Annotated in this window: 28 protein-coding genes and 1 pseudogene; 13 read left to right on the top strand and 16 right to left on the bottom strand. The window is 70.7% G+C overall.

The genetic code is table 11. The annotated features are described in order from the left end of the window. Nucleotides 1–66: 66 nt before the first annotated feature. From ITI46_RS20580 to ITI46_RS20550, 7 genes are all read right to left on the bottom strand, one after another. Complete coding sequence (locus ITI46_RS20580; protein WP_307808255.1) at nucleotides 67–1,113, bottom strand: SRPBCC family protein; 1,047 nt, start codon at nucleotides 1,111–1,113, stop codon at nucleotides 67–69. Next, nucleotides 1,106–1,729 (bottom strand): hypothetical protein, encoded by a 624-nt coding sequence (locus ITI46_RS20575; RefSeq protein WP_209241154.1) that lies wholly within the window; start codon nucleotides 1,727–1,729, stop codon nucleotides 1,106–1,108. Before ITI46_RS20575 ends, ITI46_RS20580 begins: the two co-directional genes overlap by 8 nt. After that, nucleotides 1,722–2,030 (bottom strand): gas vesicle protein GvpG, encoded by a 309-nt coding sequence (locus tag ITI46_RS20570; protein ID WP_209241153.1) that lies wholly within the window; start codon nucleotides 2,028–2,030, stop codon nucleotides 1,722–1,724. Before ITI46_RS20570 ends, ITI46_RS20575 begins: the two co-directional genes overlap by 8 nt. 1 nt (nucleotide 2,031) lies before the next feature. Next, a complete protein-coding gene (locus ITI46_RS20565) occupies nucleotides 2,032–2,811 on the bottom strand; it encodes a GvpL/GvpF family gas vesicle protein (RefSeq protein WP_209241152.1) in 780 nt (259 codons plus the stop codon). Between the two features lie 3 nt (nucleotides 2,812–2,814). Further along, nucleotides 2,815–3,342 carry a gas vesicle protein GvpJ gene (gene gvpJ / locus ITI46_RS20560; protein WP_209241151.1) on the bottom strand — a complete coding sequence of 176 codons (528 nt, stop codon included), beginning with the start codon at nucleotides 3,340–3,342 and terminating at the stop codon, nucleotides 2,815–2,817. Between the two features lie 98 nt (nucleotides 3,343–3,440). Continuing rightward, the gene (locus tag ITI46_RS20555; RefSeq protein ID WP_209241150.1) at nucleotides 3,441–3,770 is read right to left on the bottom strand and encodes a gas vesicle protein GvpO; all 330 of its coding nucleotides are present in this window, start codon (nucleotides 3,768–3,770) and stop codon (nucleotides 3,441–3,443) included. A gap of 78 nt (nucleotides 3,771–3,848) precedes the next feature. After that, a complete protein-coding gene (locus ITI46_RS20550) occupies nucleotides 3,849–5,309 on the bottom strand; it encodes a serine/threonine-protein kinase (RefSeq protein WP_209241149.1) in 1,461 nt (486 codons plus the stop codon). Nucleotides 5,310–5,574: 265 nt separating this feature from the next. On the opposite strand from ITI46_RS20550, the gene ITI46_RS20545 reads away from it, so the two are divergent. From ITI46_RS20545 to ITI46_RS20535, 3 genes are read left to right on the top strand one after another with little or no spacing between them, the layout of a single operon-like run. Continuing rightward, on the top strand, nucleotides 5,575–6,675 hold the full coding sequence (locus ITI46_RS20545; protein WP_209241148.1) for a type III polyketide synthase: 1,101 nt from the start codon (nucleotides 5,575–5,577) through the stop codon (nucleotides 6,673–6,675). Next, on the top strand, nucleotides 6,672–7,283 hold the full coding sequence (locus tag ITI46_RS20540) for a cupin domain-containing protein (protein ID WP_209241147.1): 612 nt from the start codon (nucleotides 6,672–6,674) through the stop codon (nucleotides 7,281–7,283). The genes ITI46_RS20545 and ITI46_RS20540 overlap by 4 nt, the downstream gene beginning before the upstream one ends. A gap of 1 nt (nucleotide 7,284) precedes the next feature. Next, nucleotides 7,285–8,481, top strand: coding sequence for a cytochrome P450 (locus ITI46_RS20535; protein ID WP_209241146.1), 1,197 nt, complete (start codon nucleotides 7,285–7,287; stop codon nucleotides 8,479–8,481). Between the two features lie 53 nt (nucleotides 8,482–8,534). Here the strand turns inward: ITI46_RS20535 and sodN are convergent, their stop codons facing one another. Next, on the bottom strand, nucleotides 8,535–8,930 hold the full coding sequence (gene sodN / locus ITI46_RS20530; RefSeq protein ID WP_209241145.1) for a superoxide dismutase, Ni: 396 nt from the start codon (nucleotides 8,928–8,930) through the stop codon (nucleotides 8,535–8,537). A 163-nt stretch (nucleotides 8,931–9,093) separates the two neighbouring features. Here sodN and sodX point away from each other — a divergent pair. Continuing rightward, a pseudogene (gene sodX, locus ITI46_RS20525) lies at nucleotides 9,094–9,543 on the top strand (nickel-type superoxide dismutase maturation protease); the annotation flags it as partial. On the opposite strand, the gene ITI46_RS20520 reads toward sodX, so the two are convergent. Further along, nucleotides 9,468–10,145, bottom strand: coding sequence for a CGNR zinc finger domain-containing protein (locus ITI46_RS20520; protein WP_307808254.1), 678 nt, complete (start codon nucleotides 10,143–10,145; stop codon nucleotides 9,468–9,470). The pseudogene sodX and the gene ITI46_RS20520 sit on opposite strands and share 76 nt — an antisense overlap. A 77-nt stretch (nucleotides 10,146–10,222) precedes the next feature. Here ITI46_RS20520 and ITI46_RS20515 point away from each other — a divergent pair, with 77 nt between their 5' ends. Continuing rightward, a complete protein-coding gene (locus ITI46_RS20515) occupies nucleotides 10,223–11,008 on the top strand; it encodes a class I SAM-dependent methyltransferase (RefSeq protein WP_209241143.1) in 786 nt (261 codons plus the stop codon). Nucleotides 11,009–11,354: 346 nt separating this feature from the next. On the opposite strand, the gene ITI46_RS20510 is transcribed toward ITI46_RS20515, so the two are convergent. Continuing rightward, nucleotides 11,355–12,551, bottom strand: coding sequence for an NAD(P)-dependent malic enzyme (locus ITI46_RS20510; RefSeq protein ID WP_209241142.1), 1,197 nt, complete (start codon nucleotides 12,549–12,551; stop codon nucleotides 11,355–11,357). 531 nt (nucleotides 12,552–13,082) lie between these two features. Between ITI46_RS20510 and ITI46_RS20505 the strand changes: the two genes are divergently transcribed. From ITI46_RS20505 to ITI46_RS20480, 6 genes are all read left to right on the top strand, one after another. Then, nucleotides 13,083–14,039: an ABC transporter substrate-binding protein gene (locus tag ITI46_RS20505; protein ID WP_209241141.1), complete on the top strand. Its 957-nt coding sequence runs from the start codon at nucleotides 13,083–13,085 to the stop codon at nucleotides 14,037–14,039. A gap of 74 nt (nucleotides 14,040–14,113) precedes the next feature. After that, nucleotides 14,114–15,085: an amino acid ABC transporter permease gene (locus ITI46_RS20500; RefSeq protein ID WP_209241140.1), complete on the top strand. Its 972-nt coding sequence runs from the start codon at nucleotides 14,114–14,116 to the stop codon at nucleotides 15,083–15,085. Beyond that, entirely contained in the window at nucleotides 15,082–15,843 is a 762-nt protein-coding gene (locus ITI46_RS20495) for an amino acid ABC transporter ATP-binding protein (RefSeq protein ID WP_280634800.1), read from the top strand. The genes ITI46_RS20500 and ITI46_RS20495 overlap by 4 nt, the downstream gene beginning before the upstream one ends. A 123-nt stretch (nucleotides 15,844–15,966) precedes the next feature. After that, a complete protein-coding gene (locus ITI46_RS20490; RefSeq protein ID WP_209241139.1) occupies nucleotides 15,967–16,869 on the top strand; it encodes a TIGR03620 family F420-dependent LLM class oxidoreductase in 903 nt (300 codons plus the stop codon). 111 nt (nucleotides 16,870–16,980) lie between these two features. Then, nucleotides 16,981–17,574 carry a Uma2 family endonuclease gene (locus tag ITI46_RS20485; RefSeq protein ID WP_209241138.1) on the top strand — a complete coding sequence of 198 codons (594 nt, stop codon included), beginning with the start codon at nucleotides 16,981–16,983 and terminating at the stop codon, nucleotides 17,572–17,574. Nucleotides 17,575–17,645: 71 nt separating this feature from the next. Further along, nucleotides 17,646–18,608, top strand: coding sequence for a zinc-binding dehydrogenase (locus ITI46_RS20480; RefSeq protein ID WP_209241137.1), 963 nt, complete (start codon nucleotides 17,646–17,648; stop codon nucleotides 18,606–18,608). On the opposite strand, the gene ITI46_RS20475 is transcribed toward ITI46_RS20480, so the two are convergent. Further along, complete coding sequence (locus ITI46_RS20475) at nucleotides 18,605–19,156, bottom strand: DUF6624 domain-containing protein (RefSeq protein WP_209241136.1); 552 nt, start codon at nucleotides 19,154–19,156, stop codon at nucleotides 18,605–18,607. The two genes, ITI46_RS20480 and ITI46_RS20475, sit on opposite strands and share 4 nt — an antisense overlap. Before the next feature lie 73 nt (nucleotides 19,157–19,229). Next, a complete protein-coding gene (locus tag ITI46_RS20470) occupies nucleotides 19,230–20,036 on the bottom strand; it encodes a class I SAM-dependent methyltransferase (protein WP_209241135.1) in 807 nt (268 codons plus the stop codon). 301 nt (nucleotides 20,037–20,337) lie between these two features. Here ITI46_RS20470 and ybiA point away from each other — a divergent pair, with 301 nt between their 5' ends. Then, nucleotides 20,338–20,877, top strand: coding sequence for a riboflavin biosynthesis intermediates N-glycosidase (gene ybiA / locus ITI46_RS20465; RefSeq protein ID WP_209241134.1), 540 nt, complete (start codon nucleotides 20,338–20,340; stop codon nucleotides 20,875–20,877). Here ybiA and ITI46_RS20460 read toward each other — a convergent pair. From ITI46_RS20460 to ITI46_RS20445, 4 genes are read right to left on the bottom strand one after another with little or no spacing between them, the layout of a single operon-like run. Beyond that, nucleotides 20,804–21,961 carry an NAD(P)H-dependent flavin oxidoreductase gene (locus ITI46_RS20460; RefSeq protein WP_209241133.1) on the bottom strand — a complete coding sequence of 386 codons (1,158 nt, stop codon included), beginning with the start codon at nucleotides 21,959–21,961 and terminating at the stop codon, nucleotides 20,804–20,806. The two genes, ybiA and ITI46_RS20460, sit on opposite strands and share 74 nt — an antisense overlap. Then, the gene (locus ITI46_RS20455; protein WP_247746298.1) at nucleotides 21,958–22,758 is read right to left on the bottom strand and encodes a CoA-transferase subunit beta; all 801 of its coding nucleotides are present in this window, start codon (nucleotides 22,756–22,758) and stop codon (nucleotides 21,958–21,960) included. The genes ITI46_RS20460 and ITI46_RS20455 overlap by 4 nt, the downstream gene beginning before the upstream one ends. After that, entirely contained in the window at nucleotides 22,755–23,621 is an 867-nt protein-coding gene (locus tag ITI46_RS20450; RefSeq protein ID WP_307808253.1) for a CoA transferase subunit A, read from the bottom strand. The genes ITI46_RS20455 and ITI46_RS20450 overlap by 4 nt, the downstream gene beginning before the upstream one ends. Before the next feature lie 2 nt (nucleotides 23,622–23,623). Continuing rightward, nucleotides 23,624–24,385: an enoyl-CoA hydratase family protein gene (locus ITI46_RS20445; RefSeq protein WP_209241132.1), complete on the bottom strand. Its 762-nt coding sequence runs from the start codon at nucleotides 24,383–24,385 to the stop codon at nucleotides 23,624–23,626. Between the two features lie 89 nt (nucleotides 24,386–24,474). Here ITI46_RS20445 and ITI46_RS20440 point away from each other — a divergent pair. Further along, nucleotides 24,475–24,577 (top strand): SDR family NAD(P)-dependent oxidoreductase (locus ITI46_RS20440; protein WP_209241155.1); only part of this gene is annotated, 103 nt, incomplete at its 3' end.

Genomic DNA, 24,577 nt, shown 5'->3' with positions numbered 1-24,577 from the left:
GGAGGGGGTGGAGGGGGCATGGGTGATGGGCCGTTCTGCGGTGCTTTCGGTCATGGCCGGCCTGCCTCACCGTCGGACATGCTCGTCCTCCTCCTCGGCCTCGGCGCCCTCGGCGCCCTCGGCCTCGTAATCCTCGTCCTCGTCGCCGTTTTCGCCCTCGTCCTCGAATTCGGCCTCGAATTCGTCCTCGGCCTCGTCTTCGTCTCCTTCTTCGCCTTCGCCTTCGTCCCGCGCCTCGAAGTCCTCGTCCTCCTCGTCGGGCTCCCGGCCCTCCCGCTTCTCTTCCTCCTCCTGCTGGACCACGTCCTCGTGGCTGCGGACGACCTCCCCGTCCCGGATCTCGCCGCGCCAGCCCTCCACTTCCTCGGCCTTGAGCGTGACGTAGCGCTGGAAGTGCTTGAGGTCGAGGCGGAGCCGCCTGCCCTGGGCGCGCCAGATGTTGCCGGTCTTCTCGAAGAAGCCGGAGGGGTAGTACTCGACGACCGCCGTGACGCGGGTGAGGTTCTCACCGAGGCGGTGGAAGCTGACGGCGCCCTTGGTGGTGCCCTTGGAGCCCTCCGACGTCCAGACGATCCGGTCGTCGGGGATCTGTTCCAGCACCGTGGCGTCGTAGCTGCGCGTCGAGGGCCAGACGCGGACCTTCCAGGTGGACTTGGTCTCGTCGTCCTCGTCCCGCTGCGCGCTGCTGACGCCGTTCATGAAGCTGCCGAAGTCCCAGTACTGGGTGAACTGGTTGTAGACCGGGCGCAGCGGGCGGCCGATGTCGATGTGCTCGATGATGTTGATGGCCTTGAGGTCCCCGGGCTTGCTGCCGCCTCCACCGACGGCTTCCTTGGCCTTGTCGACCACCTTGTCCTTGGCGCCCTTGATCTTCTCCTTGGCGACGGCTTTCACCGGGCTCTCGCCTTGGAGCGCGCGGGACGCCACTTGGGCGACACCGCCGCCGTCCTTTCCGTCGGGCAGCAGCTTGTGCGGGTCGGCGATGTCCGTCAGCTTGTCGGTGGCCTTGCCGACGGCCTGCCTGCCCATCGCGCCGAGGTACTCCAGCAGTTCCTCGCGCACCCGGTGCAGCGGTGAGTGACCGTCGCCCGTGTCCTTGTGCTGCTCAGCCACGGCGCCCACCTCCCGCGGCTCCGGCCCCGGCCCGTTCGGCGGGCTTACGGCGCTTGCCGTCGGCGGACGAATGTGCCCGGGAGGGGGTCTTCCGCTTGCCTTCACCCCGCCCTTCGCGCGCCTCGCGCCCTTCGCCGCTCCCGCGGCCGGCGCCCTCCCGGTCCGCCTGCTTCCGGCTCTCCCCTGCGCCCTGACCCGAGCCCTTCTCCTCGCCCGACGCCTTTCCCTCGTCCGGGCCCGTCTCCTCGTCCGGGCCCTTCCCCTTGCTCTCGCCCTCGCCTTCGCCCTCGCCCTCTTCTTCGCCCCCGCCGAGCCGGTCCGTACGCTCGCGGAGCGAGTCGGCGAGGGTCTCCAGGCGGCGGTTGGCCGCTGAGCTGACCGCGGTGCGTGCGGCGGCCATCAGCTGGTGTTTGATCTGGTCGGTCAGCTCTTCGAACTGCGGCGTCTCGGCGATCTTCCGGACGCCCGTCCTGAGCAGCTCCTGCGGATCGAGGCCGAGCCGGCGCCCCGCCACCACCGAACCGAGGGTCAGGGCCAGCTTGGCCTTCCTGGTGCGGCCGAGAAAGTAGCCGCCCGCGACAGCGGCGAGGACGGCTGTCTTGCAACTGTCAGTCATGACTGGTCCCTTGATCTCGGTCTGTCCTGGTCCTTGTCCGAGTACGCGTCACCGCGGCCGGGCTGCCGCGAGGCACGCGCTGTTCCAGCTGGTCGAGCAGGCGCTCCTCCTGCTCCTCGAACTCCTCCTCGGTCAGCTCTCCCGCCTCGTAGGCGCGGTTGAGCTCACCGAGGCGGGCCCGGATCGTGGCCGGGTCGCACTGTTCCCGCTCCGCGGCCTCCAGCAGCCGGTCGGCCACCCATTCGACGCCGCGCACCGGCGCCAGCGGCAGCAGCAGCAGCACCCCGCTGATCAGCCCCACGTCAGCCCCCCACCCCGGCGTGCGCTGCGCTCGTCCGCGCGGGCGTGCCCGGTTCCGCACCGTCCTGGGGCACGAAGCTGTAGCAGGGCAGCGGACCCGTCAGCCGCAGCTCCACCCGCTCCGCGCAGCCGGCGGCGTACCGCTCCACCTCCGCGCGGAAGCGCTCCTGCGCCGCGTTCGGCACCAGGAACGACCCGTTCAGTACGCACCCGGGCACGTCAGGCCCCCGTACGAACCCGTCGGCGAGCGCGCTCAGCCGGGGCAGTGCCTCCTCGACGGCCTCCGTCGCGCGCCGTGCCAGCCCTTCAGCGACGGCCTGGCCGAGCCGCACATTCCCCTCGTAGGAGGGGGTGCGCCGCACGTCCGCCAGCAGCCGTCGTACGCCGGCGTCGGCCCGGACCAGTGCCTCGATCCCGGACTGCGCGGGGGTGGCCTTGAGATTCATCTCGGTGCGGTCGCGCAGCCGTTCGAGGGCCGCCAGATGTGTTGCCGCGGCGGCCTCGACGGCCTGCCGCACCGTTGCCGCGTCCTCGGCCACCATGCCGAACCGCATCGGCAGCACCGGTGCACCGGCACCGAGCCGTGTCAGCAGCTCCTGATGGGCCATCAGGTCGCGGCGTCGGGCGCGGAGATCGTCCGGTACGTCGCTGACCACCGCGGCCAGCTCGCCCACCGGCAGTAGCCGGACCGCCGCAGCCGGCCGGCCCACGCCGCGTACGTCCGGCGGGAGACTCCGCCCGGCGTGGACGATGCCGTAGACGTAAACCCGGGAGCTGTCCATGCCTCATGCCTCCTGAGCACGGCGGGTGCCGCGCGCCGTACGGGCACTGCCCGAGCTCTCGGACGAGCGGCGTTTGCGTGGCTTCTCGGCGTGCTCAGCCTCCTCCCGCCGCTCCTCGTCGGCCCCGCTCCGCCCGCGCCCCTCGTCGGCCTCGTCCTCGGCCTCGTCTTCGCCCACCCCGATGGCTTCCTTGACCTTGTCGCCGACCTTGCCGCCGGCCGACTTGACGGCCCGCTTCGCGCCCGTGGAGGTCACGCCGCTCGCCATGCTGGAGAAGAGCTCGGGCACCGTGCGGCTGGCCGCGTCCTGATTGAGGTCGAGCCGGTTGCAGACCTCGGCGAAGCGCAGATACGTGTCGACGCTGGCAACCACGATCCGGGCGTCGATCTTGAGGATCTCGATACCGACGAGCGACACCCGGACGAAGATGTCGATCACCATGCCGCGATCGAGGATCAGCTCGAGGACGTCGTAGAGGGTTCCGGCGCGCGGTACGCACACCGCGGCCTCGTTGTAGGTGGTCGTCGTCATGGGCGGCTCTTCCTCTCGGGCGGTGACGGAGCCTCGGGTGGCAGCGGAGCCTCGGGCGGCAGCGGAGCCTTGGCCGGAGCCTCGGGCAGGACGGACCGTCAGTCGTCGCTCGCGCCACGCCGGTAACGCCGGATCCTCCGGTACTGGGTGAGCTCTCCCTTGCCGTCGAGCTCCACCTCGTAGGTGGCCAGCAGGCTCGTGGTGTCCGGGATGCGCGGCACTTCCAGTACGTCCACGTGTACGCGCCATCCCTCCTCGGCGCGGCGTACCGCCGAGACCCCCTCCGCCCGGTGGCCGATCAGCCGGGTCAGGCCGCGACAGGCGCGCCGCGCCGCTTCCTCCGGGCCCTTGGTGCGGGTGGCGGAGCGTTTCGAGGCAGCAGCGGACTTGGTCGCCGTCCGGGTGTGCCGTTCACGTTGCTCAGGCATGAACACAGTCTGTTTACATGCGAGCGCTTTTCGCACACGGTGCTGCGCCGTACGGGCGTAGCGCCCGGAGCGGACCGGTCATTTCCGGGTCGCGCACAGGGTGCGGCCCGGCAGCGTGACCGGCATGCCGCCGGCCGTGCAGGTCGGGGTGCCGGCGGCGGAGAGCGGGGCGTACAGGCCGTTCACCTCGTACTCGGCGGCCGCGGCCCAGCAGGGCACCTTCACCCACTCGCCGGTGGAACCGGCCCGTGCGTCCCCGTCCTCCTGCTCGGTGTCGTAAAGGAGACAGTCGCCGACCTTGGGGGACGAGGCGGAGCCGTGCATGTCGTGGCTGACCCAGCGGGAGAAGTCCTCGTTCTGCCCGTACAGCAGCAGCGCCAGCCCGATCGCGGCCAGCACGACGAGCAGACAGCCCCCCGCGGAGTTGTCGGAGGAAGTGCTGCTGCTCGACGCCGAGCCGGCCCCGGCTGTCGCGGGTTTCCCGGGCGGTGTCGCGCCCGACGATGCCGGAGACTTCGCCGGCTGCTTCTTGGCCGGCTGCTTCTTGGCCGACGGATTCGCCGGCTTGCTCGCGGGCTTGCTCGCGGCCTTCTTCGCCGCCGGCTCGGCTGCGGGCTTCGCCGGCTTCGGTGCGCTCTTCTTCGCGGCGGGCTTCGCGGGCTGCTGTGCTGCGGTGATCTCCTTCGTCCCGGTCGGCGTCTTCTGGCCGGCCGGTTTCTTCTGCAGGGCCTTCAGCGTGGCCGTCGCCTCCGTGACCGAGGGCCGGTCGGCGGGGGACTTGGCCAGCAGTGCGACGATCAGCGGTTCCAGGGGTCCGGCCCGCCGCATGGTGGGCGCTTCCTCGTACGCGACCGCGTGCAGGGAGGCCGCGCTCGACTCCCGCAGAAACGGCGAGACGCCCTCCAGCGCCTCGAACAGCGTCACGCCGAGCGAGAAGAGGTCGCTGGCGGGGCCGTACGTCTCGCCCTTGGCCCGCTCCGGTGCCAGATAGGGGGCCGAGCCGACGACCACCCCGGTGGCGGTCAGCCCCGTGCCGGCCTCGGAGGCGGCTATTCCGAAGTCGGTGAGCAGGATCTGCCGGTCCTCGGTCACCATGACGTTGGCCGGTTTGACGTCGCGGTGCACGATGTTCTGCCGGTGCGCGGCGGCAAGCGCGCCGAGCAGGGATTTGGCCAGCTTTCTGGCTGCGGAGACGGACACCGGGCCGTTGGTGAGGCGCTCTTGGAGCGTGCCGCCGGAGACGAGCTGCATCACGATCCAGGGGCAGCCGTCCTCGATGAGGACGTCATGAACGGTGACGATGTTGGGGTGGTCGCGCAGCCGGGCGGCGTTCAGCGCCTCCAGTTCGGCCCGCTTCAGCCGCTCGGTCCGCTCCTGTGGCGACATGGCGGGCGGCAGCCACAGCTCCTTGAGCGCCACCCGGGTCTCCAGCCGCCCGTCATGGGCCTCCCAGACCCGGCCCATACCGCCGGTGCCGAGCGTACGGAGCAGTCGATAGCGGGCTCCTATTACATCGCCCTGCTGTGCCCCCTGTGTCACTGTTCCCCCGAATAAGCGCAAGGTTCGCGGCCCGGGCACCTCATATGCCGGGCGACCGCCGGAAGTTGAGCATCGCGGCGAGCACGCCACCGGGCAAGAGGGCCCCGGGAACCGGCCTCCCCGCTCTCGAAGTGCTTGGCCGGTATGGGGAATTTGAGAAGCTTGATGCAAGTGGGGCGAAATTAAAGGCAATTGGCGGCAGTTATGGCCAATTTTCCACCATAGGTGGAGTATCCATCGATCCCGTAGCATCGTTGACACTTGTATGGCGACATTGTGCAGGCCTGCCGTGCAGGTCCCGCCACATGTGATCACGATGGCGGACACGCTCGCACTGGCGCGCTCCCGGCATGCGGAGCACCCTCGACTCCCGCTCGTGCTGCGGCTGATCGAGAACACCGGGGTGCGGACGAGACATCTCGTGCAGCCTCTGGAGGTGACGCTGCGGCATCCGGGCTTCGAGGCGCGGAACACGGTGTACGAATCCGAGGCGAAGGCCCAGGTGCCGCAGGTGGTCGCCCGGGCGCTGGAGGCCGCGGAGCTGGCTGCCGAGGACATCGACCTCATCGTCTACGTGTCCTGCACGGGCTTCATGATGCCCTCGCTGACGGCGTGGCTGATCAATACGCAGGGCTTCCGCTCCACGACCCGCCAACTGCCCATCGCACAGCTGGGGTGTGCGGGCGGCGGGGCCGCGATCAACCGGGCGCACGATTTCTGTACGGCACATCCGGACGCCAACGTCCTCATCGTGGCCTGTGAGTTCTGCTCGCTGTGCTACCAGCCGACCGACGTCGGTGTCGGTTCGCTGCTGTCGAACGGCCTGTTCGGGGACGGCGTGGCGGCCGCAGTGGTGCGGGGGTCGGGTGGTGCCGGCATCCGGCTGGAGCGCAACGGCTCGTATCTGATCCCCGACACCGAGGCGTGGATCTCCTACGACGTGCGCTCCACGGGCTTCCACTTCGTGCTGGACAAGCGCGTCCCCTCCACCATGGGACCGCTCGCGCCCGCCCTCGGCGACCTGGCTGCGCTGCACGGCTGGGACGTACGGCGGCTGGACTTCTACATCGTGCACGCGGGCGGCCCCCGCATCCTGCTGGACCTGGGCGAGTATCTGCAGGTGCCGCAGCACGCCTTCCGGTTCAGCCGGGCCACGCTCACCGAGTACGGCAACACGGCCAGCGTCGTCGTCCTGGACGCGCTGCGCAGGCTGTTCGAGGAGGGCGGGCCCGGCGACGGCGCCGCGGGGCTGCTGGCCGGATTCGGGCCCGGCATCACCGCGGAGATGGCGCTGGGCAGGTGGCAGGACGGCACCGTCGGCAGCGACCGCGACAGCCGCCAGGAAGGAGCCCTGAGCCGCTCATGACCAGCACCGGAGATTCCCGCACCGGAGATTCCCGCACCGGAGACCCCCACTCCGGACCGGCCGCGCAGCAAGCGGCCCAGGGGCTGGTGGTGCCGCCGGGCCGGGGCCGCACCGTGCGCACCGCGGCGCAGCAGGTGACCTTCAAGGTGACGGGGCAGCACACCCGGACCGCGTCCAGCTTCGAGGTGGTCGTACCGCCGGGCTTCGATGTGGGTGCCCACGTCCACGCGCGCAGCGAGGAGTTCTTCTACGTGCTGGAGGGCGAGCTGGACATCTTCGCCTTCGAGCCGCTGATCCGTACCCCCGACGGCTGGCGGGAGTGGCGGTCGGCCGGGGGCGACCGGGTGCACCGGGCCACGGCCGGCACCGTCGTGCTGGTGCCGCCCGGCTGCCCGCACGCGTTCGCCAACCCGACCGGGAGCGCGGCCCGGATGCTGTTCCAGTCGGCGCCGCCGCCCGACCACGAGCGGTACTTCGAGGAGCTGCTGGAGATCCTGGCGGCGGGCGGCCCGCCGGACGACGAGGTGGTGGCCGGGCTGCGGGCCCGCTACGACATCGAACAGCTCACCCCGCTGCGGCACGGCCGGGCCCGGACGAAGGAGCGGTGAGATGACGGAGTGTCCGCTCTACGAGGTCCCCGACGCCCCGCCTGAGCTGGAGTTCGATCCGTTCCTGCGGGCCGCGCTGCGCAGGCCGCCGTGCCGGATCCGGCTGCCGTACGGCGAGGGGGACTGCTGGCTGGTGACGCGGTACGACGACGTCCGGTTCGTCACCTCCGACCCCCGGTTCAGCCGGAACATCGTCGGCCGTCCCACACCCCGGATGACCAAACACCTCATTCCGCTCGACCGGGCGGTGAGCTTCGTCGACCCGCCAGGACACACCCGGGCGCGCTCCGTGGTGGCCCCGGCGTTCGGCCGCCGCGCGGTGGACCGGGCCCGGGCGCGGGCGCAGGAGTGTGTGGACGGGCTGGTGGACGGGATGGTGGCGGCCGGTCCGCCGGCCGACGTCGTATGGCACGTCGTCTCGCCGTTTCCGCTGGCGGTGGTCAGCGAGCTGCTGGGTGTACCGGCTCAGGACCGGCCGCAGTTGCGCGAGTGGGCCTCCGCGCTGCTGACGCGGGCCTGCGACGACGCGGCGCTCGCCCACGTCCAAGGGGTGAAGGCCGCAGCGCGCGGCTACTTCTGCGAGCTGGCGGCACAGCGCAGGGCCCGGCCATCCGACGATCTGCTGACGGAGCTGGTGTCGGCGGTGGACGCGGGCCGGCTGGACGAGGAGGAACTGCTCGCGCTGGCCATGCTGATCGGGCTCAACGGCTGGCACGCGGTGCGCAACAACGCCGCCAACATGGTCTATCTGCTGCTGACCCGCCATGCGCTGCGCGAGCGGCTGCTGGCCGAGCCGGAGCTGATGCCGCAGGCCGTCGAGGAGTTGCTGCGCTGGATCCCGCACAAGAACGGGGTGGGCCAGCCGAGGATCGCCACCGAGGACGTGGAGGTCGGCGGCGTGCTGATCCGCAGCGGGGAGGTGGTGCAGGTCTCCTACGTGGCGGCGAACTGGGATCCGCACCGCTTCCCCGCGCCGGAGACGATCGACCCCGACCGCGAAGGTCCGCCGCATCTGGCGTTCGGCAACGGTCCGCACCACTGTGTGGCGCCGCTGCTGGCCCGTATGGAGGCGGAGGTGCTGTTGTCCACGCTGCTGCGGAGGCTGCCGACGCTGCGGCTCGCCGTGCCCGCCGAAGAGGTCGCCTGGCAGCAACACGTGCTCATCAGAGGACCGGTCGGGCTGCCGGTCGAGTGGTGACCACCGGCCTGTCTCCGGGACGGGAGCCGGAGACAGGCCGAAGGAGAAGAGGTTCAGCCCTTCTTGGTCTCCCAGAAGATCTTGTCGATCTGGGCGATGTAGTCCAGCGCCTTCTGGCCGGTGGCCGGGTCGGTGGACCCCTTGGCCGTGCTGAGCGCCTTGAGGGTGTCGTTCACCAGCTGGTGCAGCTCGGGGTACTTCTCGAAGTGCGGCGGCTTGAAGTAGTCGCTCCACAGCACCGAGACGTGGTGCTTGGCGAGCTCCGCGCGCTCTTCCTTGATGGTGGTGGCCCGGGCCCGGAAGTGCGGGTCGTCGTTGGCCTGGTACTTCTCCTGAATGGCCTTCACGGACTCGGCCTCGATCCGGGCCTGCGCCGGGTCGTAGACACCGCACGGCAGGTCACAATGGGCGCTGACCTGCACCTTGGGGGCGAACAGTCGGGAGAGCATAAAAGCCATCCTTCCTCGTGATCGTCTTCTCACGTGCGAGATTACTCCGTGTGGGAAGTCTTTTCGCGTGTGCCCCCACGGGCTTAGGACAAAAGTCCGGTGACGGGCTGGATCTGCTGGAGTAATCGGGCCGGAGGCGGCCTTGAACCGGAGGCGCAAAAAGATGCCGGAGCGTACGCCACAGGGCGGTTCGACCCACGGTGCTCAGGGCCCGGAGCGGGACGGGCACGGTGGGCCGCTGAAGCGGATCGGTCTGGCCGAGGTCTACAACCCCTCGATGAAGCCGACGCTGTTGCCGGGGGACCAGCTGGTCGTCACCTACGGCGCCGCTGTACGTCCCGGCGACATCGTCGTGCTGCGCCATCCCTTCCAGCACGATCTGCTCATCGTCAAACGCGCGATCGAACGGCGCCCCGGCGGCTGGTGGGTGCGCGGCGACAACCCGCGGGTGGAGAACGACAGCCGGGAGTTCGGCACGGTGCCCGACGACCTCGTCGTGGCCAGGGCCTGGCTGCGACTGCGCCCGCCGCGCGGCCTTCAGCGCTCGCCGGGTCCGGTGCTGCGCTGGTCGGCCTCCGCCGTACGCCCGCTGTCCGGGCCGCTGCGGCCGCGTACGCCCGCGGCCGGGTCAGGCGCCTCGGGTCCGGCCGGGCTGCTCTCCAAGCGCTTGCGGGCGCGGTAGGCGGCCACGTTGGCGCGGGTGGCGCAGCGGTCCGAGCAGTAGCGGCGCGAGCGGTTGGTCGAGGTGTCCAGATAGGCGTTGCGGCAGGGTGATGCCTGGCAGATGCCCAGCCGGTCCACGCCCAGGTCGGTGAGGTGGAAGGCGAGCCCCATGCAGGCCGTCGCCGCATAGGCGGCGGTGGCGTTGGCCGGCTGCTCCGCCAGGTGCATGTGCCAGCGGGGCCGTCCCTCGTCGTCCAGGTCGCCGTGCCCGGAGATCTGCGGACTGGTCGGGAACTCCATCAGCAGCGCGTTGAGCAGATCGACGGCGCGTACCTCGTCCCCCTCGGAGGCCGCGGTGAAGACGGCGCGCAGCCGGGTGCGGACGGCGCGCAGCCGGTTGACGTCCGCCTCGGTCGCCCGGCGCGCCATGCTCCCGTGCGCGCCGAACAGCTCGCGGACTGCCTCGACGGAGGTCAGGGTGTCCTCCCCGCGCTCGGGTTGCTCGCTGTTCACCAAGCGCACTGCCAGATCCGAGTAATAGTTCAGTTCCACTTGTGATCCTTACGGCGGGCGTTCTATCGTCGGTAATAGCTGAAGGCAGTACGAGCGTATTACGGCGGAGGACAGGAATGGCGACCCACGCACAGCACAAGTCCGACTGGCGGCGCTGGCAGCAGAGTTGGGACCAGCAGCAGGAGTGGTACATGCCCGACCGCGAAGAGCGGTTCCGGGTCATGCTCGACATGGCCGAGGCCCTGGTGGGGACCGAGCCCCGGGTGCTCGACCTCGCCTGTGGTACGGGCAGCATCACCGACCGCGTGCTTACGCGGATGCCGCACGCGAGGACCGTCGGCGTCGACCGTGACCCCGCGCTGCTGGCCATCGCGCGCGGCACCTTCGCCGACGACGAGCGGGCCCGGTTCGTGACGGCCGACCTGAGCGACCCCGACTGGCCGGCAGCGCTGCCGGAAGGCCCCTTCGACTGCGTACTGACCGCCACGGCGCTCCACTGGATGCGCACCGAGCCGCTGCGCGCGCTCTACGGGCAGCTCGCGGGGCTGGTACGGGAAGGCGGGGTCTTCATGAACGCCGACCACATGCCGGACGAGTCGACGCCCCGCATCAACGCCGCGGTGCACGTCTTCGACGAGGACCGCCGGAAGCGGCAGCGGGACGCGGGCGCCCTCGACTGGGGCGGATGGTGGCGGGCGCTGGCCGAGGACCCCGCGCTGGCCGACGTCGCACAGGAGCGGTTCGCCCTGTTCGGCAACCCGGCCGAGGTGCGGCACGACCACAACAACGAGGAGTTCCAGAGCGCGGAGTGGCACGCGGCCACCCTGCGGGACGCGGGCTTCGCCGAGGCCCGCGCGGTGTGGGCCTCGCCCACGGACGCCTTGGTCCTCGGGCTGCGCTGAGGGGGGCACCGCCGCAAGGGGCTGGCCCGCGGGTTTCGCTCACCCCGCATGGTGGGCTGCGCTTGCCAGCCCTGAGCCTCTGGCGCAGACCTCCCAAGCACAGCGCAGTGCAAGGCGAGACGCGCCCCGTCAGAGGCGCGGGGAACTGCGCGACCAGCCACAGCGCACCCGCAGCCAGCAAACAGCGGACAGGGGCAGAAGCGCCCTGAAGGGGCGCGGGGAACTGCTCCCCCAGCCTTCGGCCGGGAGGTGCCCCCAGCAACCACAACAAAGCCGCAGCCCGGAAACATCGGACAGGGGCACCCCCTCACCGGACACCGGCGAGGGGGAAGGCCGAACATTCGGGCTAGCGGCGTGCAACGCCCTCCGCGCGGGCCGCAGCCGCCACGGCGGAGGTCACCGCAGGTGCAACCCGCTCATCGAAGGGCGAGGGGATCACCCTCTCGGGACTGAGCTCATCGGCAACGACCGCGGCAAGCGCCTCCGCGGCGGCCAGCTTCATGCCCTCCGTGATGTCCGTGGCACGGACCTGCAACGCACCGGCGAAGACACCGGGGAAGGCCAGCACGTTGTTGATCTGGTTCGGGTAGTCACTGCGCCCCGTGGCCACCACGGACGCGTACTTGCGCGCGACGTCGGGGTGGATCTCCGGGTTCGGGTTGGCCATGGCGAAGATGAAGGCGCCCTCGGCCATGGTCGCGACGGCCGCTTCGGGCACCGTGCCGCCGCTGACGCCGATGAACACGTCGGCGCCCTCCAGCGCGGCCTCCAGGGAGCCGGTGATGTCCGCCTTGTTGGTGAAGCCGGCCAGCTCCTTCTTGACCTCGGTCAGGTCGCCGCGGTTCCGGGAGACGACGCCCTTGCGGTCGCAGACCGCGACGTCTCCGATGCCCGCCTCGACGAGGATCTTCGCGATGGCGACACCAGCGGCGCCCGCGCCGGAGATGACGGCGCGCAGCGAGCCCAGCGCGCGGCCGCTCAGCTTCGCCGCGTTGCGAAGCGCGGCCAGCGTGACGATGGCCGTTCCGTGCTGGTCGTCATGGAAGACCGGAATGTCCAGCTTCTCCTTGAGGCGGGCCTCGATCTCGAAGCACCGGGGCGCCGAGATGTCCTCGAGGTTGACCCCGCCGAAGGAGGGGGCGAGCCGGGCCACCGTCGCCACGATCTCGTCCGTGTCCTTGGTGTCCAGCGCGAGCGGCACCGCGTCGACGCCGCCGAACTGCTTGAAGAGGATGGCCTTGCCCTCCATGACCGGGAGCGAGGCCCCGGGGCCGATGTCGCCCAGCCCGAGCACCGCGCTGCCGTCGGTCACCACCGCGACGACCTGGGACTTCCAGGTGTAGTCGTCGACGAGTTCGGGCTGTTCGGCAATGGCGCTGCAGACCTTCGCGACGCCGGGTGTGTAGGCGAGGGACAGGTCGTCGGCGTCCCGCACCGGCACGGTCGCCTGAACGGCCATTTTGCCGCCCCGGTGCAGGGCGAACGCCGGATCGATCACGTCCGGCTCCAGCCCGTCCTTCTGATTGACGATCTCCGCTGCCACTGTGTTGAACCCCTTTGTCGAATCTGTGTGAGGGTGACCGCTCCCTGCGGTGAGGAACGGGCGGGCACCGCGTCCGCTTCCCGGGCCGGCGGATGGCCGCGGCCCGGAGGGAGGGACGGACGCCGGGCGCGCCGCACACGCGCCCTGGTCCCCGGGTGAGGGGTGTAATCGACCTTTCTACCCGACACCGGCCGCCGTGGACGACCTACTTCCGGCCGCACCGGTATCCAAGCTGGCGGAATGCGGGGCAAAGTGCCTCGACTCCGGCTCGAAGTCCGCCCAGTGAGACGGCCGGACGGTGTGAGGGACCCCACTTCCGCCATCCGCCCCCTTTACGGCCTTTCCTCGTGCCCTGTAATCGGAGTCGGATATCCGTTATCCGATTTTGACCTCGGAGCCGTCCTGCTGCCGCTTGTCCGGATGGCAAGATGCCCCCCATCGTTCATCCGTTCATCCGTCGGACACGGTCGCGACATCCGAAGGTGTGTGCCCGACCCCACGGCTTCCCCCTCACCTCAGGAGGACCAGCTCATGACCCGAAGCAGGCTCATGACCACCGGCCGGGCCGCACGTGCGGCCGCGCGACGTGCCGGGATCGTGCCGGTGGCCCTGGCGGTCGGCGGCGCCCTGCTGCTGGCCGGCTGCGGCGACCAGACCGAAGGCGCCAATGGCGGCTCCGGCGGCGGTAGCGGCAAGCTGAACTCGATGCTGCCGGAGAAGATCCGCAGCGCGGGCGTCATCAAGGTGGGTACCGACGCCGCCTACAAGCCCATGGAGTACAAGGAAGGTGCCGACATCGTCGGCCTCGACCCGGACCTGGCCGACGCGATGGGTAAAAAGCTCGGCGTCCGCTTCCAGTTCACCAACGGCACCTTCGACGGCCTGATCACCTCCATGCAGACCGGCCGCTTCGACATGATCATGTCCGCGATGACGGACACCAAGGACCGCCAGGAGGGCCTGGACGACAAGGGCAAGAAGGCGGGCAAGGGCGTCGACTTCGTCGACTACCTCTCCGCCGGCTCCTCGATACTGGTCAAGAAGGGCAACCCGGAGAAGATCGAGTCGGTCGACGAGATGTGCGGCAAGAAGGTGGCCACCCAGCGCGGCACCACCTCGCACGAGATCCTCAAGACGCAGACCAAGAAGTGCGTCAAGGACGGCAAGAAGAAGATCGACGTCGAGGCGTACAACACCGACGACGAGGCCCGCGTGCGGCTGAAGGCCGGCGGTGTCGTCGCCGACATCTCCGACTTCCCCGTCGCCGCCAACGCCGCCAAGTCCGGCGCCGACTTCGAGGTCGTGGGCGACCAGATGCAGTCGGCGCCCTACGGCATGGCCGTCACCAAGGACAGCAAGAAGCTCCGCGACGCCCTCAAGGCCGCCATGAAGGCGATCATCGAGGACGGCTCGTACAAGAAGGCGCTGGAGAAGTGGGGCGTCCAGGACGGCGGCGTGCAGAAGGTGACGATCAACGCCGGCACCTGAGCCGCCCGGCGCAGCCCACGAGAGACCCCCCGCAGGACGCCGTAGGACGCCGAGGACGCTGAGAGGCAGCCCCCGTGACACCACCCATCACCGACAAGATCCCCGCCGACGGGGCGCCCCCGTCGAAGGAAGCGCCGGAGGCCATCAAGGCCATACCCGTGCGGCACTACGGACGGTATGTCTCCGCCGTCGTGGTCCTCGGGCTGCTGGCGCTGCTCGTACGCGCCTTCGCCACAGCCGAGGGGCTGCGCTGGCAGGCGGTGGGCGACTTCTTCTTCAACGACCAGATCCTCGAAGGCGTCAGGAACACGCTCGTCGTCAGCGTGCTGTCGATGCTGATCGGGCTGGTGCTCGGGATCGTCCTCGCGGTCATGCGGATGTCGAAGAACCCGGTGACCTCGTCCGTCGCCTGGGGCTACATCTGGTTCTTCCGCGGCACGCCGGTCTATGTGCAGCTGCTGCTGTGGTTCAACCTGGCGCTGATCTTCCCGGTGTTCAACATCATGCCCATCTACAAGGACGAGATGACCGACGTCATGACCCCGTTCATGGCGGCGCTCCTCGGCCTCGGCCTCAACGAGGCCGCGTACATGGCGGAGATCTGCCGGGCCGGCATCCAGTCGGTGGACGAGGGCCAGACCGAGGCGTCCCAGGCGCTCGGCATGACCCAGGGGCAGAACATGCGGCGCATCGTGCTGCCCCAGGCGATGCGGGTGATCGTGCCGCCCACCGGCAATGAGTTCATCAACCTGCTGAAGACCTCCTCGCTGTGTTCCGTGGTGATGTACGAGGAACTGCTGCGCAAGGCGCAGAACATCGGCAACAACTCCAGCGCGGTCGTGGAGATGCTGCTGGTGGCCACCATCTGGTATCTGGTCATCACCAGCGTCTTCAGCGTGGGCCAGTACTACCTGGAGCGGCGCTACGCGCGCGGCTCCCTCCGCCAGCTGCCCGACACCCCGTGGCAGCGCATACGCAAGAACGTCTTCGCCGTGGGCCGTGGCACCGGCTCGGGGGCACAGGGAGCCGGAGGTGTCGGCGCATGAGCGCGATGGTCAGGGCCGAACGCGTCTGCAAGTCGTTCGGGCACGTCGAGGTCCTCAAGGGCATCGACCTGGAGGTGAAGACCGGCGAGGTCTTCTGCATCGTCGGCCCCTCCGGCTCCGGCAAGTCCACCTTCCTGCGGTGCATCAACCACCTGGAGAAGATCAACGCCGGGCGGCTGTACGTCGACGGCACGCTCGTCGGCTACCGCGAGAAGGGCGGCAAGCTCTACGAGCTGCGGGACCGCGAGGTCTCGGCCCAGCGGCGCGACATCGGCATGGTCTTCCAGCGCTTCAACCTCTTCCCGCACATGACCGCGGTGGAGAACGTGATGGAGGCCCCCGTCCAGGTCAAGCGGACCTCCAAGGCCGAGGCGCGCAAGCGGGCCACCGAACTGCTGGACCGGGTGGGACTGGCCGACAAGGTGGCCAGCTACCCCGCGCAGCTCTCCGGCGGCCAGCAGCAGCGCGTCGCCATCGCACGGGCGCTGGCCATGGACCCCAAGCTGATGCTCTTCGACGAGCCGACCTCCGCACTCGACCCCGAGCTGGTCGGCGAGGTGCTCGATGTGATGAAGGCGCTGGCCAGGGACGGTATGACGATGGTCGTCGTCACCCACGAGATGGGCTTCGCCCGGGAGGTGGGCGACTCGCTGGTGTTCATGGACGGCGGCGTCGTGGTCGAGTCCGGCGACCCCAAGGACGTACTGGGCAACCCGCAGCACGAGCGCACCAAGTCGTTCCTGTCCAAGGTGCTGTAGCGGGCGGCGCCCCGCCGCCCCGGGCCGACGCGGAACGGACGCTGTCGTTCCTGGAACGGCTGTTGTTACTGGAACAGCTGTCGTTCCTGGAATACGAGCGTCCGATGTGATGCTGTGTCGGCCATGGCATACAACGCACAACTCGGCAGGGTCGGCATCTGGGCCGCCGCACTGCGTACGGATGACCCCGCGCGACGGTCGCAGGTCGAGGAGGCCGCCGCCGAACTGGACGAGCTGGGATACGGCGCGCTCTGGATCGGCGGCAGCCCCTCGCCCGACATGGCCTACAGGCTGCTGGCGGCCACCACGCGGGCCACGGTCGGCACCAGCATCCTCAGCATCTGGCAGCACGCTGCCCCCGAGGTCGCCGCGCGGCACGCCCAGTTGACGGACGAGTACGCCGGCCGCTTCCTGCTCGGCCTCGGCGTCAGCCACCCGGAGATGCAGAGCGGCCATACGCTCGACCACCCGCTGGCCGACCGCCCGTACTCGGCCATGCGTTCCTACCTCGACATGCTCGACAACGCGCCGCGCCCGGTGCCCGCAGCGGCGCGGGCGCTGGCGGCGCTGGGCCCGAAGATGCTGCGCCTGGCCGCCGAGCGCACGCTGGGCGCCCTGCCCTATCTGGTCACCGCCGCGCACACCGCCGAGGCCCGCGACATCCTCGGCGCCGACCCGCTGCTCGCGCCCGAACTGAAGGTCGTCCTGCTGGGCCCCGGCGCCGACCGCTCCGCCGCCTACGCCACAGCGCGCGACTACCTGGCGCGCTATCTGGCCCTGGGCAACTACCGCAACAGCCTGCTGCGCCTGGGCTTCACCGAGTCCGACTTCGACGACGGCGGCAGCGAGCGCCTGGTCGACGCGGTCGTCGCCATCGGCGACGCGGAGGCCGTCCGCGCCCGGGTGGACGAGTTCCTCGGCGCCGGCGCCGACCACGTGGCCCTCCAGGTGGTCACCCCCGACATGACCGCCCTCCCCCGCGAAGAGTGGCGCACCCTGGCGGAGGCCATGCCGCTGGGCGGCTGACGCTTGGCTCCGAGCGGGTCGGTCACTCGTTCGGAGTACCGAAGGCGCGAATCCGTACGACAAGCCGTCTGGACCGCCAAGACTGTCCCCAACAAGGAAGGAGGTGCCAACATGACGGTTATGGTCGAGCGGAACGCGCAAAGGTCCGAGGGACCGATCCCCGTGGAGGAGTTCGAGGCGATCGCCTCCCGGGTCCCCGAGACCGTCACGCTGGAGTTCCTCGGCGGACGGATCGGGGTCAAGAAAGTGCCGGACGGCGATCACGGCGAGATCATCAAGTGGGTGCAGAGGCAGTGCATGCAGCACCGCCCGGAATTGTGGCTGTACCCCGAGCAGGGCTTGATCGTGGAGGCGTACCGCAAGGGAAGGGCACGTCCGGACGGTCTGCTGGCGCCTGACGAGTATTTCGCAGGCCGGGGCGAATGGTCAGACGCCGATGGGGTGCTGATGGCCGTCGAGGTCACCTCGCACGACCACGACACCGACAGTCGCGACCGATGGGAGAAGCCCTCCGCCTATGCGGAGGCCGGCATCCCTGTGTACCTGTTGATCGACAGGGAATCGGGCACGGTCCTCGTCCACAGCGCCCCGGACGGTACGCGTTACTGCGACACCCACATCGCGCGCTTCGGCCAGCAGGTAGAACTGCCCGATCCGGTTGGTTTCCGTCTCGACACGGCGAAGTTCAAGGACTACGTGCGCTGACGGCGTGAGATGGGTCGCTCAGGGGCTGGTTGGTCTGTCCCCGGGCGGACCGTGCGGCGTAGCGTCGGGGCATGTTTGCTGCATACGCCGCTCGGATCGACAAGGAAGAACCGCTCAACGGGCTGGAGCTGGGGGACAGGCCCGAGCCCAAGGTGCCGCCCGGGTGGATGGCCGTGGCGGTGAAGGCGGCGTCGCTCAACCATCACGACCTGTGGTCGCTGCGCGGGGTGGGGCTCGGTGAGGAGTCGCTGCCGATGATCCTCGGCTGTGACGCGGCGGGGATCGACGACGACGGCAACGAGGTCGTGCTGCACTCCGTCATCGGGCAGACGGGACACGGGGTGGGCCCGCGTGAGCCGCGGTCGATCCTCACCGAGCGCTATCAGGGCACGTTCGCCGAGCGGGTTGCCGTACCGCAGTGGAACGTCCTGCCGAAGCCGAAGGGCATCTCCTTCGAGGAGGCCGCCTGTCTGCCGACGGCCTGGCTGACCGCGTACCGGATGCTCTTCACCAACGCCGGGGTCCGGCCGGGCGACTCCGTGCTGGTGCAGGGCGCGGGCGGCGGTGTGGCCACCGCCGCCATCGTGCTGGGGGCCGCGGCGGGGCTGCGGGTGTTCGCCACCAGCAGGGACGAGGCCAAGCGAAAGCGGGCGCTGGAGCTGGGGGCCGAGGCCGCCGTGGAGGCGGGCGCCCGGCTGCCGCACAAGGTGGACGCCGTGCTGGAGACGGTGGGTGCCGCCACCTGGTCGCACTCGGTCAAGTCGCTGCGCCCCGGCGGCACTCTGGTCATCTCCGGCGCCACCAGCGGACCGAACCCGCCCGCCGCCGAGCTGAACCGGATCTTCTTCCTGGAGCTGAAGGTGGTCGGCTCCACGATGGGCACCAAGGAGGAGCTGGCCGGGCTGCTGAACTTCTGCGCGGCCAAGGGCGTACGCCCCGTCATCGACTCCGTCCTCCCGCTGGACCGGGCCCGTGAGGGCTTCGAGAAGATGGCGGGCGGCGACCTGTTCGGCAAGGTCGTACTGACCGTCTAGGGCCGCGTCCGGGGCCGCTTTCCGGCAGGCGCGTGCTGCGCCGTGTACTGGGTGAACGGCGGGATGCCTGCCTGCGCGCGGTAGGCATCCAGCTTCTCGGCGTCCTCGAACGGCCACGGAATCGGCGCCCCGTCCGCGGTGATGCCCTGGATCTGGGTGCCGTAGCGCTGCGGCAGGCCCACGTTGACGTGCAGCCGGTCGCGGAGGAAGGCGAGCCGGGAGGGGCCCTGAGGCCCGGCGGTGCCGTTCTCGACGGCCTGCTCCAGCAGGCGCAGGGCCAGCCGCTGCACCTCCACCTGCCGGTCCGCGTGCTGGGCCACCAGCCAGGCGCCCAGGGCCGCTTCCTCGCCGACCTCAGCTGCGGTCGGCCAGTGCCCGTGCTGCTCCAGCAGGGTGCGCAGCCGGTCGCCGTGCTGGGCGGTCAGCCGCCGCCAGGCGAGCTGTTCGGTGGGGACTTCGCTGTTGGCCTTGGGCGCGGCCGCCTGGTCGGCGGCTTTCATGGTGCGCAGTTCATGGCTGAGTTCGGAGTGCTGTTCGAGTGCGGTCATGGCAGCGACTCTAGGAGCGAATTCCGCGCCGGATGTCCTCCTGGAAGACGGTGACGAGACGCCCTGCGAGCAGTCATACTTGAACAGACGGCGAGGCCGGCAGCGGCTCCGCCGTCACACGGATCTTGGACTGGCCGTGACCCAGGAGCTCCCAGTCGTTCATGAAGCAGGCGTGCAGACCGTGCCGCTGCGCCAGCCCCGTCAGCGTCTCGGTGCGGTAGTAGAAGTCCTCCCGCAGCACGTGGTGTTCGGCGCCGACTGTGCGGTCGAACGTGAAGTCGAAGAAGCCGCCGGGCGCCAGCACCCGGCCGACGTGGGCCAGACACTCCTCGATCACGTCGAGCGGTGAGTGCGAGAAGACGCTGTGCGCGTGGACGACGTCGAAGTACGCGTCGGGCAGGAAGTCCAGCGTCAGGTCGTGGGTGAGCGTCAGATGCGGCAGCTTGGCCTGGAGGCCCCGGTCGGTGAGGGTCCGCTTCGCGGCGATCAGTACGTCGGGGGAGATGTCGAGGCCGTAGTAGTTGCCCGGCTCCAGGTAGTTGATGAAGCGCCAGCCCGCGCGGAGGTTGCCGCAGCCGATGTCGAGCATCCGCTTGCCGGGTGTCAGCCCGTGCCCCAGCAGGTAGTCGAACTGGAGCAGGCCCAGTTTCAGCCAGCCCTCGCGGGTCGGGCTGCCGACCGCCGCGTCCGGGCTGCGCCGGGTGTCGGAGGCCATCACCGCGCGGTAGTAGCTGACGTGGTCACGGTGCTTGAAGGCCAGCCACCGGTCGCGGGCCGCGCGCCTGAGGTGGCCGGGAACGCGCTGTGGATGGGTCAGGGCGTACCGGGCCTTGTGGGCGAGGGCGCTCCGGTTGGCGACGAGGTTCTTCCTGCTGGCCATGGGTACTCCGGCTGCGAGGCGTCAGCCACGGGCGGCGCTGGGCCGTCCGGGGTCCGGTCCGGTGCGCTCGTACGACGAACGCGCCGCTGTCAGTCTTCGCGTCCGCCGCCGGTACCGCTCCGCCGGGCTGCGCCGTACGGACCTGGTCACCACCCCAACGGGTGACCCGCGAAATCCGCTGGTCCGCGCGGGTGACCCGGTGCGAGGCTGCGGGGGAGGGGAAGACGGGACCGGAGGGGGAGCCTTGGACGGTACGGGGGCAAACGGAACCGCCGCGCGGGGCAGGGAAGAGCTGTGCCGCATGGTGCGCCAGGGGCAGCGGGTGAAGTACCTGTTCTTCTGGGGGCACCGCCCACCCAAGGGCGGCGGCCTCGGTCCTGGATGTCTCAGCCAGTGGTGGCCCGCCCGGTTCACGGTGGACGGGGTGGAGTACGCGAGTGCCGAGCACTTCATGATGGCTGGCAAGGCGCGGCTGTTCGGTGACGCGGAGACGGAGCGACGCGTGCTGGCGGCGCCGAACCCCGGCGCGGCCAAGGCGCTGGGCCGTCAGGTGCGCGGCTTCGACGAGGAGACCTGGGAGCGGGAGCGGTTCGGCATCGTCGTACGGGCCAGTGTCGCGAAGTTCGGGCAGGACGCCGAGCTGCGGGAGTTTCTGCTGGGCACGGCGGGGCGGGTGCTGGTGGAGGCCAGCCCGCTGGACCGGGTCTGGGGCATCGGGCTGGCGGCCGACGACGAGCGCGCTGCCGACCCGGAGCGCTGGCGCGGCCTCAATCTGCTCGGCTTCGCGCTGATGGAGGCGCGGGAGCAGCTGGCGGTCGCCCGGCGGGAGGCGGGCTGCTGACCCCGGCGCCCAGCTGGGTCAGCAGCGCCGCCGCCTGCCGGACCGTCCCCTCCACCACCTCGGCGACGCGCGGCAGGTCGTCGATCACCCCAGCGACCTGCCCTGCGGCCATCACCCCGGCGTCCGTACGGCCCTCCACCATGGCGGCCTTCAGCAGCATCGGGGTGTTGGCGGCGAGCAGCAGCTGGGCGAGGGAGAGATCCTTGCCGTGCCGCAGGGCGCGGCCGTCGCGCAGCATCGCCGCCCAGCTCATACCCGACAGTTTCTTGAACGCGGCGGCATGGCGCAGCGCGCGCAGCAGTGCGGCGGCTCTGCCGGAGGACTCCAGGGCAGCGACCATCTCGCTGCGCAGCATCCGGTGCGGCAGCCCGTCGACCTTCGTGGTGACGGTGATGTCGGTGACCTGCGCCGCCAGATAGCGCGCCTTCACCGGTTCGGGCACCGTCGACTCGCGGGTCAGCAGGAACCGGGTGCCCATGGCGACGCCCGCTGCGCCGTAGCAGAGCGCTGCGGCCAGCCCGCGCCCGTCATGGAAGCCGCCCGCGCCGATGACGGGCACCGACACCGCGTCCACCACCTGCGGCAGCAGCACCGAGGTGGCGACCTGCCCGGTGTGCCCGCCGCCCTCGCCGCCCTGCACCAGCACCGCGTCCGCGCCCCATTCGGCGACCTTCCGCGCGTGCCGTACGGCACCGACGGACGGGATCACGACGACCCCGGCGTCCTTGAGCCGGCCGATCAGCTCCCTGGAGGGGGCCAGTGCGAAGGAGGCGACGCGGACGTCCTCCTCGATGAGGAGCCGCACCCGGTCGGCCGCGTCGCCCGCGTCGGCGCGCAGGTTGACGCCGAACGGGGCGGCTGTGCGGGACTTCACCTCGCGTATGGCGTCGTGCAGTTGCGGCAGCGTCATGGTCGCCGAGGCCAGGATGCCCAGTGCGCCCGCCTCGGCCGTCGCGGAGACCAGCCGGGGTCCGGCCACCCACCCCATGCCGGTCTGCACGAGAGGGTGGCGTACGCCCACGAGGGCGGTGAGCGGGGTGCGGAGCGGGGCATCGCCCGGCTCCGGGGGCGGACGGCCGGTCATCCGCGCACCTCGCGGTCGCGGGTGCCCTGCCTGTCCAGCACGCCGCGGAGCAGTCGCAGCTCCTCGGGGGTCGGTTCGCGGGTGACGGGGACCTGGTCGGGGACCACCAGTTCGAACCCGGTCTGCTCGCGTACCTGTGCCACGGTGACGCCGGGATGGACGCTCGCCAGCCGCATCCGGTGGTCGGGCGTCGCGAAGTCGAGCACCGCCAGATCGGTCACCACCCGGCGGAGCCCGTGGAACCGCGCCGCGGCCCCTCCCGCTTCGGCCGCCCGGTCGTGGCCCACACCGCTGACCATGTCAACCCGGGGGACGAAGACCCGCGGCGAGTGCCGGGGCACCCAGTAGGAGACGGGGTGGTTGACGGTGTTGGAGGGGGCGCCGCGCGCGCCGAGCAGCTGCCGCACCGGGCGGGCCCAGTCGCCGATGCAGGAGATGTTCTGGTTGCCGTAGCGGTCGAGCTGGCTCGCGCCCATCATCATGTGCCGCTTGCCGCGCGCGGCCACGGAGAGGTGCTTGCGGTACGGCAGCCAGCCCTCGGCCGACGCGGGGTCCTCCGGGGTGCTCAGCAGCATCGCCTCGCCGTCGGTCAGCAGCAGCCGCGGGCTGAACGTCAGCCGCGCCAGCCGGGCGCCCAGCATGGGAACAGTGCCCGCCGTGGCGGCCAGCACCTCACCGTCGCCGCGCCACGCCTCGGCGCAGGCCACGACACAGACCTCGGCACGGGTGACGGTTCCGGTTCCGTCTCCAATTCCGGTCCCGGCTCCGGCTCCTGATCCCGTTCCTGGTGTCGTCATCGCGCCGCCCCCTCCCTCGCGCAGTGCGCTTCCACCGCCCGCTGGTAGGCGGCTTCGTCTCCGGTCAGGAAGCGGGCCTCGAACTCCCGCCAGGCGTCCGGCTCCCCGGCGGCCCGCACATACGCGCGCTGGAACGCCTCGTCCCGCGCGTAGTCGGGGGCGCAGCTGGTGAAGTGGGCGCCGCGCGGGGTGTGCAGCACCCCGGTGACGTTCTGCCGCTGCACCAGCAGGGACTGGGGCGGTCCGGTGAAGCGTTCCACGACCTGTTCGCACGAGAGATAAGCGCGCTCGGCCGCTTCGGTGAACAGATCGTCGAAGTAGGGGTCGGGGCCCAGCGACTGGCCGTTGCCGCGCACATCGGCGCGGTTCATGTGCACCAGCGCCACGTCCAGCGTGAGCGCAGGCGCCGCCAGCAGCTCCTCGCCGTCCTCGTAGGGGGAGGTCACCGTGCGCAGCCGCGGGTTGCGGCGCGGGATGTCGGAGCCGAGTCCGCCGCGTACGGGCATGAACGGCAGCCGGTGTGCGGCAGCCGTCAGCCCCCACAGGAACATCGACTCGTCCCACTCCTCGAACTGCAGCGCACCCGCCTCCCGGGCGGCGCGGAAGTGCGGTTCCAGGGGCACCGAGTCGAGCGTCACGAACGGTGCCACCAGCTTGCGGATGCGGCCGGCCGCGGCGAGCAGCCCCACGTCGGGCCCGCCGCACGAGACGACGGTCAGGTCGGTGACGTCGGTACGCAGCAGCGCCCGCACCAGCGCCATGGGTTTGCGCCGCGCGCCCCAGCCGCCGATGCCGACGGTCATGCCGGACTCGATACGCGCGGCGAACTCGGCGAGGGAGAGCCGCTTGTCGAGGTCGGTCACGCTCAGCTCCCCTCGGCGGCGGGTGCGTTGAGGAAGGCGTCCCGGTGCCGGTCGGAGACGCCCGCGAGGTTGGCCTCGAAGGTGTAGCCCTGCTCGTAGCGGTAGCTGCGGCGCACATCGACCGGGTCGATCCCGTTGAGGGCTTCCTTGGCCAGCCGGAGCAGATATCCGTCCTTGGCGGCGATCCCGCCGGCCAGCTCCAGCGCCGTCTCCAGCAGGGTGTGCCGGCTCTCCGCGAGGGCCCATACGGCGCCGTGCCGGTGCAGTTCGCGGGCTGTGACGGTGCGGCCCGTGTAGTAGAGCGGGCGCACCAGCTGCGGCGGGAGCATACGGGACAGATGGGTGGCGGCGCCCAGGGCTCCCCGGTCGAGTTCGGGCAGGCCGAAGGTGGCGTCCTCGGTCGCCACGAGCGCGTCGGCGTTGCCTGCCAGGCCGATTCCGCCGCCCAGGCAGTGGCCGTGCACGGCCGCGATGACGGGCACCTCGCACTCGTAGACCGCCGCGAACGCCGCCGCGCAGCCGCGGTTGGCGCCGATGAGGGCTTCGTGGCCTGCGGTGCGCTGCATCTCCTTGATGTCGACGCCCGCGTTGAAGCCCCGCCCGGCGCCGGTCAGTACGACGGCGCGGTGTGCCCGGTCGCGGCCCGCTGCGGTGAGCGCTTCCGCCAGGTCGTACCAGGCGTGCACCGGGAGGGCGTTGACGGGCGGGTGGTCGACGGTCACCAGGGCGACGCCGTCGCGTGGTGTGGAGGTGGAGACAGACATCGCGGAATCAGCTACCTTTCCACCTAACGTTTGTTTGGTGCCCGTGGGCAAGCTAGCAGTGCCCTCGCCCGCGCGAAAGAGCCGAAGTCATGAGCGTTGCTGTTGTCACCGGCGGAACCCGCGGGGTGGGGGCGGGTATTGCCCGCGCTTTCCTCCGCGACGGCGCGGAGGTCGTCATCTGCGCCCGCCACC

Origin of the sequence: Streptomyces oryzae, assembly GCF_017676365.1 — a bacterium.
Lineage (GTDB): Bacteria > Actinomycetota > Actinomycetes > Streptomycetales > Streptomycetaceae > Streptomyces > Streptomyces oryzae.
Note: the sequence above shows the minus strand (reverse complement) of the source record. Positions and strands in the feature narration are given on the sequence as shown.

Coding starts and splice junctions, on each gene's coding strand:
- ITI46_RS20545 (WP_209241148.1), top strand. CDS start 5,575: ATGGCGACATTGTGCAGGCCTGCCGTGCAGGTCCCGCCACATGTGATC.
- ITI46_RS20455 (WP_247746298.1), bottom strand. CDS start 22,758: ATGACGACACCAGGAACGGGATCAGGAGCCGGAGCCGGGACCGGAATT.
- ITI46_RS20575 (WP_209241154.1), bottom strand. CDS start 1,729: ATGACTGACAGTTGCAAGACAGCCGTCCTCGCCGCTGTCGCGGGCGGC.
- ybiA (WP_209241134.1), top strand. CDS start 20,338: ATGGTGCGCCAGGGGCAGCGGGTGAAGTACCTGTTCTTCTGGGGGCAC.
- ITI46_RS20445 (WP_209241132.1), bottom strand. CDS start 24,385: ATGTCTGTCTCCACCTCCACACCACGCGACGGCGTCGCCCTGGTGACC.
- ITI46_RS20505 (WP_209241141.1), top strand. CDS start 13,083: ATGACCCGAAGCAGGCTCATGACCACCGGCCGGGCCGCACGTGCGGCC.
- sodN (WP_209241145.1), bottom strand. CDS start 8,930: ATGCTCTCCCGACTGTTCGCCCCCAAGGTGCAGGTCAGCGCCCATTGT.
- ITI46_RS20535 (WP_209241146.1), top strand. CDS start 7,285: ATGACGGAGTGTCCGCTCTACGAGGTCCCCGACGCCCCGCCTGAGCTG.
- ITI46_RS20540 (WP_209241147.1), top strand. CDS start 6,672: ATGACCAGCACCGGAGATTCCCGCACCGGAGATTCCCGCACCGGAGAC.
- ITI46_RS20565 (WP_209241152.1), bottom strand. CDS start 2,811: ATGGACAGCTCCCGGGTTTACGTCTACGGCATCGTCCACGCCGGGCGG.
- ITI46_RS20555 (WP_209241150.1), bottom strand. CDS start 3,770: ATGCCTGAGCAACGTGAACGGCACACCCGGACGGCGACCAAGTCCGCT.
- ITI46_RS20470 (WP_209241135.1), bottom strand. CDS start 20,036: ATGGCCAGCAGGAAGAACCTCGTCGCCAACCGGAGCGCCCTCGCCCAC.
- ITI46_RS20490 (WP_209241139.1), top strand. CDS start 15,967: ATGGCATACAACGCACAACTCGGCAGGGTCGGCATCTGGGCCGCCGCA.
- ITI46_RS20475 (WP_209241136.1), bottom strand. CDS start 19,156: ATGACCGCACTCGAACAGCACTCCGAACTCAGCCATGAACTGCGCACC.
- ITI46_RS20480 (WP_209241137.1), top strand. CDS start 17,646: ATGTTTGCTGCATACGCCGCTCGGATCGACAAGGAAGAACCGCTCAAC.
- ITI46_RS20515 (WP_209241143.1), top strand. CDS start 10,223: ATGGCGACCCACGCACAGCACAAGTCCGACTGGCGGCGCTGGCAGCAG.
- ITI46_RS20495 (WP_280634800.1), top strand. CDS start 15,082: ATGAGCGCGATGGTCAGGGCCGAACGCGTCTGCAAGTCGTTCGGGCAC.
- ITI46_RS20460 (WP_209241133.1), bottom strand. CDS start 21,961: ATGACCGGCCGTCCGCCCCCGGAGCCGGGCGATGCCCCGCTCCGCACC.
- ITI46_RS20485 (WP_209241138.1), top strand. CDS start 16,981: ATGACGGTTATGGTCGAGCGGAACGCGCAAAGGTCCGAGGGACCGATC.
- gvpJ (WP_209241151.1), bottom strand. CDS start 3,342: ATGACGACGACCACCTACAACGAGGCCGCGGTGTGCGTACCGCGCGCC.